Origin of the sequence: Ancylomarina salipaludis (genome assembly GCF_004122035.1) — a bacterium.
Taxonomy (GTDB): Bacteria; Bacteroidota; Bacteroidia; order Bacteroidales; family Marinifilaceae; genus Ancylomarina; species Ancylomarina salipaludis.
In genome coordinates, this window is sequence record NZ_SAXA01000003.1 from 1 (window position 1) to 12,795 (window position 12,795).

3 protein-coding genes are annotated in these 12,795 nt (G+C 38.2%); all 3 read left to right on the forward strand.

The features are described 5' to 3' along the window. The coding region (locus EO244_RS16860; protein ID WP_206734482.1) for a hypothetical protein at positions 1-2,187 on the forward strand (2,187 nt) is incomplete at its 5' end. A gap of 165 nt (positions 2,188-2,352) precedes the next feature. Beyond that, positions 2,353-2,859 (forward strand): hypothetical protein, encoded by a 507-nt coding sequence (locus EO244_RS04230; RefSeq protein ID WP_129253287.1) that lies wholly within the window; start codon positions 2,353-2,355, stop codon positions 2,857-2,859. A 307-nt stretch (positions 2,860-3,166) separates the two neighbouring features. Further along, positions 3,167-12,676, forward strand: a complete 9,510-nt coding sequence (locus EO244_RS04235; protein WP_129253289.1) for a Tc toxin subunit A-related protein — start codon at positions 3,167-3,169, stop codon at positions 12,674-12,676. Positions 12,677-12,795: the final 119 nt, after the last annotated feature.

Consider the following 12,795-nt stretch of genomic DNA (forward strand, 5'->3'; position numbering starts at 1 on the left):
GCTGCGATTAGTGCGGCGGCGATTGAGGCACAGGCGAAGGCTGATGCGGCCCTTGCAGCAGCTCAAGCGGATGCTAAGCTCAAAGCGGATCAGGCCAAAGCGGATGCTATTGCATCAGCTAATGCCAAGGCAGAAGCCGAAACAGTGATAGCCAAAGCTTATGCTGATGGTATTGTCACAGAGGCAGAACAACGCGCCATTGATGATGCCACAATTAAGGCGAATAATGCAGAGGCAGCTGCCATTAGTTCAGCTCGATTAGATGCTACGGCTAAGGCCGCTGCTGCTGAAGCTGCCGCCATAGCAAGTGCAGCTACAGATGCTGCAACAAAAGCAACAACAGCTAAGAATGCTGCGATTAGTGCGGCGGCTATTGATGCACAAGCGAAAGCAGATAAGGCATTGGCTGATGCAAAACTACACACCGGAGGATTGATTGGTAGTAAGTTAACGAAGATTGGTGCAACAGGTATCTATACAGGCACATTGAGTGCAGACCAGATTTTGGCAACAGGTATTAAGGTTGGCACAGGAGGTATCCAACTTGATTCATCAGCAGTTATCTCATGGAACAATGTATCAAGTAAACCATCCATAGAAACACCTGCTGGAGCACAGTCTAAAGCAGACGCTGCTAAAAATTCTGCAATCTCTGCTGCCGCAAATGATGCAACATCAAAAGCAAACCTATCTGCTAAAATGTCTGGAGCTAAAATGCTGTACCGAGATCCTAATTTTATTAATGGTTGGAATGGCACAGGAACATACAATAATGCTGCTAATGGTAATGTTGTACGTACTCTTGTAGCACCTACTTCTGATTCTCCAAATAAAGTTGGACAAATGATGAAAATTGTAACAAGTGGAACTGCATCACCTGGGCACGGAGGTTTTTATTTTTCAGTTGGGACTCATGCAAACAGGGAGCTTATCTGTAAGTTTATTGCTAAAATTCCAGTGGGATATAATGTAGCTTGGGCTTCTAATAGTATTGGTACAGGTGCTATTAACAAATGGCTTACACCTACAGTAGGTACTGGTAGATTTGAGGAGTATGTATACTACGTAAAAGCTGGTTACTCGGGTACATTAAGCTCTACTCATTACTACTATTTAAGTGGGGGTTCTGCTCCTGTAACCTGGTATGTGGCATATGCTACAGTGTTTGACTCTTCTATAGCTGAGGGATATACTACTACAATTGATGCTAACGGTATCTATACTGGTACTATCACAGCAAATCAAATAAATACTGGATATATAGATTCTGCTAGGATAAAAGCCGGTACTATTACAGCCGATAAAATAGCAGCGGGAGCAATTACCGCAGACAAAATAGCAGCGGGTACTATATCTGCAGATCATATTAATTCTCTTACGCTAGATGTAACTAAAGGTAGAATTGGAGGCGTTAACATATACAATAACAAACTAGAATCCACATCTACATTAAATCTATGGGGAGGTTCTAGTAGCGGTGATGTAACGACAAAGGTAATAATGGATGCATCAAGCGCAGTGTTTAGAGCTGAACATAGTTCGACCGGAACTGTTTCTTCTGGAACGGCATATGTGTCTTCAAAGGGAGTCTTTGCAAATCATGCTGGAACAAGTGGATTTTCTCCATCAAGCGGATTAGATATTAGAGGTGCAATTGTAGGATTGGGATATAGTAACGTTGAGGCTTCATCAATATATACCTCAAATCGAAGAGCCACGGCAGGAATTCTAGGATCTGCTTACAATTCTAGCACCAATCCATGCTATGCCTACGCGGGTTATTTCCAGGGAAATACGAGAATTAATGGAATGCTGATAGCTCAAGCCAAAGTATCTGATACTTGTGATTTTGGTACATCTTCCTCTGGAACATTAATTGAACCATTCAAGTATAGTAAGTGGAATTATAGTACCTACTTCATAAAGGCTGCTTCTGGAAGTAAAGTGTATTGTAGATTACCAAGTTTAAGTTACACGAACCCATTAAGAGTTCCAGAGGGGACAATGATAACATTTGGAACAAGTGGCAGGGATATCGGTATCGTTGCTAGTGCTGATTCTCCATTAGTTTGGGATAGTTATTCTAGTCGAACTTCTGGAATGTATACAATTAGTGAAGAAAATAGATGGGCAACTTTTATTTATGTGAATGGAGCTTGGAGACTTAGAGAAAATCAAAATTGTTAATGATTAGTCAGAAGGCCTAATGAATCATTAATAGAACTTATATGCCTTCTATATGTTTAATGAAATAGCAATGTTAAATACAATATCATTCGGTTAATTCAGATGTTATTGGAAAATATTAACAAAGTTCAAGTATTATTATTTATAACAGATAAATTTAACGAAATGAAAAACAAGAATCTTTACGAATTAAAAGAAGTCATTAGCCGTGTAAATAACAAAGGCAACAACAAATTTAAATTGGCCTTATTGTTAAATGAAAAGATGATTGAAGAGCGCATCGCGACAATTGATAAACTACGTGAGCAATCAGATGAGTTTAAAGTCTTTGAACAGAAACGAAACGAGTTGATTACAGCCCATGCCGAATTGGATGAGAACGGACAAATTATTGTTTATACTCAAGCTGAAGGCCGTGGTGAAAAATCAAGTAATGGGTATGGTTACCCGAATATTGTTAAAGAAAAAAAGAAATACGAAAAACAATTGATCGCAATGCAGGAAGAATACAAAGAGGTGATTGAGGCTGAGATCAAGAAGGAAGCTGATTTTGTTGAAACACTTAACCAGTCAGTAGATCCTGAAATTGAGTTCAGTTCAATTCCATTTGACTCTGTACCGGAAATTGAATATGAAGAAATGAAGGTTTTAATGCCTTTTATTGAAAAGTAAAAAATGATTAGATGTGTTAAAATTTAATAACACACCAGTATTATCCCTTATCTGAAGACTAGAATATCCGGATCTAATTTTGATTGACCATTCATTCTGTTTCCCCAATAGAAAAGTTGATCATAACCTAGGAAGTTCGTTCAAATAAACAAAAGAGGTTACCCTTAATTTTCAGTTGAATAGATTGAAATTGGTGGACTAACAGACATATTGGTTGTTGGTCTACCCTGGGTAAGCTATGCAATAATTTTAAAAAATTTAATACTACAAATCAAAATAGACGTAGTGTTAATTAACAACTATTAATATGATAAGTAAATTAGAAGAATTTAGAGAATTTGATGATATCGCCCCAGGTGGGGAGTCATATAAAACAATACCTGAGAAGGGCTTACGTCTTAATTCCTTCATGATAACTGGTCGTGTTTTCGATCAGGCAACAACGGGACTTGGGCGTGGATTGTATGTCAGTGCATATCAACATGACACAGATAGTCTGGTTTTCAAGAAAAAAGTGTTCTGTAAAGCTGATGGTAGTTACAGTATTAAGTTTTGGGAAAATGAAATAATAAATTTAAATTATAATAATCCACTTGAACTTTTTGTATACCAGGGAAATACTCAATTGCCTTTGGTTAATGATGGTCAGATTATTGTATCAGCAACGCAACCGCATTATTTAAAGGATTTGTTCATTGCAACCAGATCATCGGTAAAAGGTGTTGTGAAACGTAAAAACTTTGTTAATGCAGCCGGTTGTTTGGTAGAATTATACAAAGATACTGACAACGACACCACCACAGCAACATTGATTGATGGTGCAATGGCTTTCACCAACATCAATGGTGAGTACAAGATTCCTTATGTTGGGGATGAAAAAAACAGCTTACGGTTAAAATTTTATAACAATGAGGATATTGTATCTAAAACAGTAGATGTAAATGTTTCTGAATTGGGTGATACACCCTCATTAATTGTTGAAGAAGTTGTTCCTTCTAATGGGAACTCATATTCAGAGGGGGAATGGTTCGAGGTATATACAGCTTCTGAAAGTAAGGTTTATGAGTATATATCAGATGCAGGTTCAGGAAATGTTAACGCAAAGTTAGTTTCATGGACTGATGAGAGTACCTCATTGGAAAAGTTTTTTTATAAACGTGAATTTGATAACAATAATTATTATCTGGTTCTTGATAAGAAGGTTGTATATAGCTTTGATGGGAAGTCGAGAGTAACTTATATTCGTGTTCCGGAAAGTTTTTCTACTGGAAGTCCAACTTTACACGATAAGATTACTGAAACTTACAATTCATATTGGTCGCCACAAATGGTTACGGCTAATCAGGAGGAAGAGGTAAATTATTTATTTACCAACAATACTTTGGATGAATATACAAGAATTATAAACCGTGAGGAGGAGTTTATCGCTGCAAAAGCATCTAGTGGCAGCACCATTCCTACGCGAAGCAGGCTAAAAGGCTATAATGCTGAAGAAACTTCATCCATTGCATCATTAATTGGTGCGACTGAGGAAGATGTACAGAGCTTGAGTCAGGCACGTGATTTTAACAGCCAAATGAAATTGGATCATGAAATGATTCTATTTGGATTGGCTAAGAAAAGTGTGAAGCTTGATATGGCCGTTTTCTTTAGCATGTCGGAGAGGAATTTAAAACTAAAAATTGAAGAAGCGGTTAAGGACAATTTTATTCCTGCACAAGATGATGTACAGTCGATTTTAGACGAGATCAAAGCGAGACTGATTGAAATAGTTTCAAATGAATTTACTGATCTTTTCAAAGGTGTTACGGATACAAAGGTAATGGCTGTTATTAACGACTCAACTAAAAAAGGAAAGTTTATTCGTTGTATGGCTCAGTATTCTTATGATAATAAAGTTTTGGATGCAGAGTTTTGGTCTGCACTGAGTTTAGATGCTTTAGAAGAGCAACAACTGAGACGAACAGTACAGTATAGTGAGATTTGTAACAGTAACGAGATTTTTATCAATCGCTTTGTTGTGTCAGGGGCTTTACAGCCATTTAGTGTCGTTTTGAATAAAACCAAAGCAGAGATTGAAGCTGAAATTACACCTGAAGTATTGGCATCTGAAGATGTGCCTGAGGGAGTTTCCACTAAAAGCGAATATGCAACTTTTATTTATGATAAAATTGAAGAACTTTTTGCTACAGAATCACTTTTTTATGATTTAGCTAATACTTCTTTTACCATTGAAGGCGATACTGAATTTACAACAAAATTTAATCTGTTTAGAACTAAGTTAATCACTGAGTCTGAGAATAGTAATGCTCATTTCTACGATATTCTTTTTGGATCTGGTCATACTTTTAATATTGAGAAAGGACCTGTGCGGGATTATCTTGAAATTAGTGGAGTTGATACGGCTCTAACTTCGTTTTACAGCGCATTAGCGCCATATGGTAAACAGGACTGGATCAATTTTATGACTCTGATTCAGCGTGTTTACAGTATCACCTCAGAGGGTAAGTTTGAAACAATTAAGGCTCTAATTGAGAAAGGCTACCATTCGGCTTATGATATTGTGAAAGATGGAAGAAGCAATCTTATCAACAAGATGCAAGGTCGACTGGATGATGCAAAGTGTATTAAAATTTATAAAGCTTCTGAATATAAGGTGAATAAGGCACTTGTTATTTTGAACAAGTATTCCGGTAATTCAAGCTCTGGTACGCCGATAGTTGTGAAAGATAAAAAGTTGGTGTCTGGTAATGAAACTAAAGTTCAATTACTGAGTCTACCTGAGATGTCTATGCTTTTTGGTGATCAGGATGTGACTGATACCAAACATGGAGAATCTGTATTAGGGCCGGCCGCTTATTTGGTAGATGTCTTAAATGTGCTGAAACAGTTTAAGGTGAGTGATAAGGATAATGAAAAAACGTTGTATGATAAGTTAATCTTACGTCGTCCGGATATTACCAAGATTCCTTTGAATTGCGCTAATGCTATAACACCATTGCCTTATATCGATTTGGTGATGGAGATATTGGAGGATAAAATTCATGAACTGGAAGAATTGCCTGAAGATCCTGCAATAAAATATGATACCACAAAAACAGAAGAGCAGTTAAAAACTGATCCGGAATACAAGCGATATGCAGTTTATGAGATTATTAAAAATGCAGCAATTACCAATTGGTTGCGCAAGCCTTTAAATCTTTTTAGCGAAGAGCTTAAGTTGTATGCTAAAACATTGGGGATTAATCGTACTAAATTGGCAGAACCCTATTATAAAAATGTAAGTAATGCAGTAAAGCCTTATTTCGATGTTTTGGGTCTGAGTTACGGAGAGGTAATTAATATCGATGGAAAAAGAAGAGCTACAGGCGATTTAGCATTATTTCCAGCTACAACGCTTGCCACTTATGATGTGTTGGATTTTACTGCAGATGCTATAGTCGCTGATCCGAAGTCTATTCAAGCAAGCTTTTTAGTGAAAGAATTCCTGGAGAATACATCAATGACACTCAGTGAATTCAATGATTTGCTTGGCTCTTATTATGTGAATCCGAATGTGACAGATGGTCAAGACTATCAGCGTTTTAATATTCATTTCAGAGGGAAGCAAGAGTTGAGTACTACATATATGGAGTTTGCATCACTTGATGTAATGCATGCATTTATTATGCGTATGTACCAATTCCGTCATTTATTGAATGCTACCGGATGGACTGTACCTGTGTTGGATGCGGTATTATTATCAGGAAACGAGTACGAGGCGTATTATAATGTTGCTCAGACAAATAATAATTTGATTACATCGGGTGCTGTTGAGCGCATTGGAAAAGCTAAAATGAACCAGGATTATCTGGATTTAACAGACAATCAGGTGTCAACTATCTTTAGTAAGGCAGTCATATACGATTATGAAGGTACAAGCTCTTTTATCAAGTCTACTTTTATTGAAAATGACCTTGCGGAAGAGCATAAGGAAACGTTTACAGAATGGTTAAGCTTTGGTAAAGTAGATAAGGCGCCTTTGGATGAATTGGCTTATTCGTCTGAAAATGTACCTAATGTATTCATGGAGTACCTTAAGGACGCTATGAATTTGAATGAAGGTGAGCTATTAGCTTTGTCATCTTTATTGGAACAAAATGCAGAAAATCATCCAAAATTAACAGCCAGAGGTGTCCAAAATATGATCACTGCATGGCAACTGGCCGAAGGATTTGGTCTGGAAATTGAGGAATTGGTGAGTTATTGTCAATTGATTCAGTTTAAAACTAATTTGCCTTTGGTCGACAGTATCGAAATGCTGACCAATGCTCAGAAAACAGTCATTGCTAATCAGACCAATGTATTAGAGTTATTGTTTTTACTATATCACCAGGGAACTGACAAAGAGTTGCAAGACTTTGAAGATAAAGCTCTGAAAATTGTCAATAATATTATTGAAAAGAGAGAGGAGTATGCGCCTAAATTAGAAGAGGGCAAGTCAATGACTCCGGAGGATAAAGATGCATTAATTACTGCCTTAAAGCCAGTCGTTGAGGAACAGTTGAACAATACGACAGGTTTGGATTTGGCTTTTGTTTCAAAAGTATTGGCACTAAAAACCATTGATGGTAAGGAAGTCGCTTCGTATGTTGCTGATCCAGGAAACGACGAGTCTTCAGTTGTAAAGAATAAGCTAGCTGCGGTAATCAAATATTGCCTGAAAGGCTTATCTTTTTGTGAGCTAATGGGTATTGAATTGGTAGATATTGATCATATTAGTAACAGTCCTGTTTCTATTTTTGATTTACCTATGAATGCGGCACAAGCTTTATTCATTGAGGATTTTAACAAGTTTTCTGCTATTTGCCAGGCCGGACAATATCTTATTGAAGGGAAAAACCGCTTTGAGTTTTATAACCAGGTTATTTCAACAGATAAGGCGAATATGACGCTTTCTGATTATATCGACTGGGCTCCAATTTTAACGGACTGGAAGCACAATGATGAATTGGAAGGAAACAAATATAACAGTAAGCTGAATTGGTTCTTACAGGCAGGGGAAATTAATCAGTTTTTAAATCGATATGACATTGCCTCTTCGGATGCGATTAAGTTGATTAAGTGGAATTGGGCTGATATAACAGAAGCAAAGGCAAGTGTGACAAGTATGGCAACGATTGCTCAAACTAAGACAAATGCCGCGATTTATGCTGCAGAAATGACTGCAGGCCGTAATAAGCTTCGGACTAAGCAGCGCGATGCTTTGGTACAGTATTTGTTTGAAAAAGAGCGATCTAAAGCAGATCCTCAGTTTGCAACCCTTTATGATTTGTATGCTTATTTCTTGATCGATACGCAAATGACACCAGCTGTTTCGAGTAGTCGTATTTTACAAGCGACTTTAGCGGTTCAGTCTTTTATTCAACGCGTTCAGTTGGGACTGGAAACAGATGTTGTTTTTACCAAGAAAGATGCAAAAAAGTGGGAATGGATGAGTTTGTATCGTGTATGGGAAGCTAACCGTAAGATTTTCTTATATCCTGAAAACTGGTTAGAGCCTGAATTACGTGATAATAAATCACCGTTCTTTAAGGAGTTGGAGAAAGAGCTAACAGGTAAAGAAATTACCAAAGAGGCAATAGAGAGTTCTTATATGGACTATGTCTCTAAATTTGAACAGGTTGCTAATATTGAAATTTGTCAGTTGTATAACGAAGAACATGATAATTTCTCGGTATTGCATGTGATTGGTCGTTCACGTTTCGAACCACATGAGTATTTTTATCGTAAGCTGATTAACGAGTCGTATTGGACGCCATGGGAGAAAATGGGAATTGAGATCAATACAGATCATATTGCTCCTGCTATCATCAAAGACCGTTTGGTTGCTTTCTGGTTGGAGTGTACCGATGTGGCTAAGGAACCATCTGATGAAGATTTATCGGTAGTAAATCCAAAAGAGGGATCGACCATTGCTCCTAAACGTGCACAAAAACAATTGCAGATGCAGGTGTGCTGGAGCGAATTGATCGATAATAAGTGGACACGTAAACGTAAATGTGATGAAACAGTAAAGATTAATGATTTAGGAACGAAGGATAAATTTGATTTCCGTTTGGTATATGAGGCTGGGGATACAAATTATCTGCACATCTTAAATGCACCCCAATCATTTCTTGCTAAGAAAAATGGGGTTACTTTTTCAGTTGAATGTTTTAATCATATTCACCTAACGAAAGAAAGTGATTTTAAGGGAACAGGTTATGTGATGCCAGAGGGGATGAGTACCTATGGGCAAAAAGCTCAGATGAATAATGCTAAGAATTGGTTGTCATTACCTGTTGCAGCGACTAATGGAGTTGCTTATGTTAATAATGTCGTTGAAAATATCAAGGGACAGACTCGTTTGGTTTATCCACATCAGTATAAGAATTTTATCAGTAATGCACCTTTTGTTGTTGAAACCAATATGCAATCGGTCGTTTTTATTCCAACGGTGAAAGCTGAACGTAGTTCTGTACTCCTGAAAAAAGTGATGAAGTTCACCTATACACAACCAAAGTTCAGACCCAAAAGAAACTGGTACAGAACTGATTATTCTTGTCGTTACAGGAATGAAGAGAGATACTATCGTGAAGATAGGTACTATAATGACTGGAGGAGAGAAGAACGTAGCGAGTATAAGATGCCACATTATTTTACACACGATCATGAACATCTTTCTGTAATTAAACAAACGCCAACAGGCAGAGTGATCGCTTTTGAAAAGGAGTTTAGTCATTTTGAAACGATACTCAGTCATTTGAAAATGCCGAAATCAGTTGTGTTTAAACCGGAAATGAAAGCCAGTTTGGCTTATCATCCGTATATGGAAACCCTACGTTCCAATCTGCAAAAGTATGGCATCGATGGTATTTTAGATCCATTGGGTATTGAAGATAAAAATCATCAACTATTACCACAGCAATCTAATAGAGCTTATTTGAGAGACTTTGAGTTGAATAGTGAAGTGGTGAAAAATGTACTTAAGGACGCTAAAACGGAAGACAATGAAAAGTATATCGAAGAGAAATTTGAGTATGGCCTAAGTGGTGCTTATTCTTTGTATAACTGGGAGTTATTTTTCCATATTCCTTTTTTATTGGCCAATCGCTTTTTAATCGAGGGTAATTATAAAGAAGCCTTAAAATGGATGCACTATATTTTTGATCCACGTGAAACTGAGGGTGATACCTCGGCAAAATACTGGAAGTTTAAGCCTTTTGCCGATTACAATTCAACAGTTGGTATTGATGATTTGTTGTTCGACTTGAATATGAACGGCATTGATGATCCTGAGAATGTGGAGTTGAATAAGCAGATTGAGATGTGGAGTAACGATCCGTTTAAGCCACATAATATTGCTCAGATGCGTCCAGGGGCTTATATGAAGGCCGTTGTTATGCGCTACCTCGATATTATTTTTGCTCATGGTGATGATTTGTTCCGTATTGATACAACAGAATCGATTAACGAAGCCATGCAATATTATATGATTGCTGCCCAATTATTGGGACGCAAGCCTGAAGTGCTTGAGACAGAGATTTTAGCTCCTAAGTCTTATGCACAGATGAAAACGGATGGCATGGGGAATGCGATTGAATATTTCGAAGAAGGAATTATTAAGCCTGAAAATGCTGCCTATTTGGAGAAATATGTTGAGTCCAGTGAGTTGGAGATTGCGTCTAAGCCATTTAGCAAAGACAAGGACCTTAAAGGCATGTTAACCGATGTATATGGTGCGCTTGAACATGAAGGAGATGTTGCCAAACTCTACTTTGGTATTCCAAAGAACGATAAGATGTTGGCTTACTGGGACCGTGTAGCCGATAGGTTGTTTAAGGTTCGTAACAGTTTGAATATCGACGGTATTAAACGTACAGTGGCCTTGTTTGCACCGCCAATTGATCCGGGGCTGTTGATTCGTGCCCGTCAGGCAGGACTTAATATTGCTGATGTAATGGCTTTGAATAAGGCTAATCAGACTGATTACCGTTTCCAGACCCTATTGCAACGTGCTTTAGAGATTTGTAGCGAAGTAAAATCGCTTGGGTCACAATTGTTGTCAGCACTTGAGAAAGGGGATACCGAGTATATTAGTGTGTTGCGTGCCAGTCATGAAAAAACGCTGACTGAGCAGGTAACGAAGATTAAGGAGAAGAGTATAGAAGAAGCAGAAGTGGCCATTGAGCAAGTGAAACTGCAGCAAGAGAATACTCAGTTTAGGGAAAGCTACTACCGTAAAAAGAAGAAAATTAGCGGTAAGGAACAGCAGCAGCTGAACTTTATGGATAAAGCTATGAAATTGCAAGTTACATCTCAGGCACTTCAATTGATGGCTGGAAGTTTAAGTCCAGTTCCTGATGTTGAAGCAGGTGCAAATGGATTTGGTGGTTCGCCTGTATTTACAACAACGTTTGGAGGAACAAAGCTCACTCTTGGTGGAACTACAATTGCTTCTGCAGTAGGTATCTTGGGGACTATTGCAAGCCATAAAGGCTCTAAAGCAGGTCTTATTGCAGGCTACGAGCGTCGTAAGGAGGACTGGACTTTCCAAGCCGATGTAGCGAAGCGCGAGATGGAGCAATTGAAACAACAAGAGCTGTCTGCAGAAATTCGTAAGGCGATTGCTGAGTTGGATCAAGCCAACCATTTGAAACAGGTAGAGCAAACGCAGAAAAGCTATGAGGTTTTAAGCAGCAAGTTTACCAACGAGCAATTGTACCTATGGATGGCTGGAGAGATCAATACCCTTTATCGCTCTGCCTTTGATATGGCCTATAAAATGGCCAAGCAGGCCGAGGCTGCTTATAACTTTGAGTTATGTCCTGATAAGCCAAGAAAACCTTTCGCAACTGATTTTTTCAGTGCGCAGAATAAGGGCTTGTTAGCAGGTGAAAAGTTGTATATGGAATTGAGGAAGATGGAAGCCGATTATCTGTCAGATAACAAACGAAAATTTGAATTGACCAAGCATGTGTCAATGGCGATGCTTGATCCTCAGAAGATTTTGGATTTACGCAGCGGTGGAACTTGTTCTATTGAATTGCCTGAGGTCTTATTCGATTTGGATCATCCGGGACATATCAATCGTCGCATTAAGAGTGTATCCTTAACCATTCCGTGTGTAGCGGGTGCTTACACTTCAATTTCGGCTGATTTAACTCTTATTGGCAGTTCAATTGTGACTGATGATAAGGGAAGTGTGTTGACGCTAAATAACAAGATTACGAGAATGGCAACGAGCAATGCTGTAAATGACAGTGGTTTGTTTGAGTTGAATTTCAACGATGCCCGTTATTTGCCATTTGAGGGTTCAGGAGTTGCAAGTCAGTGGGTTATTACTCTGCCGAATAACATTCGTCAGTTCGATTACAACAGTATTAATGATGTGATTATGCATATCAACTATACAGCTGTGGATGCAGGTAACAGAGCAACCGTGGAAAACGATCTGGTTAGCAAGTTGAATGATATAGTGAAAGATGCTGATTTGGCTTCCATGTTTAGTTTGAAAGCTCAGTATCCTGAAGCTTGGGCTAAGGTCGGAACTGAAGATGTGATCATTGAGCTTAAAAAGTCGCAATTGCCATTCTATTTGCAAGGACAAAGTATTAATGTGACCGGAGCTGAAGGAACCATTCTTTCCGGAAAGGATCAAACCGCTCAGGCACTTACAAATGTTGCTACCGGTACAATGGGAACTTCACATTCAGTAACCATTCCCGCGACGGCAGATGTTAGCAATGCTGACGACCTGATGATTGTATTGAAATATAAGGTAGCGGCTTCGTAATTCAATATTTAAGCTTTGATTAAAAGAACATAAAATTTAATCATTGGTTGTAATCTAAACAGTGGTTAATACAATTTTTAGAACGGTTTATTTCATTCTACAAACTCAGCCAGTTTTAA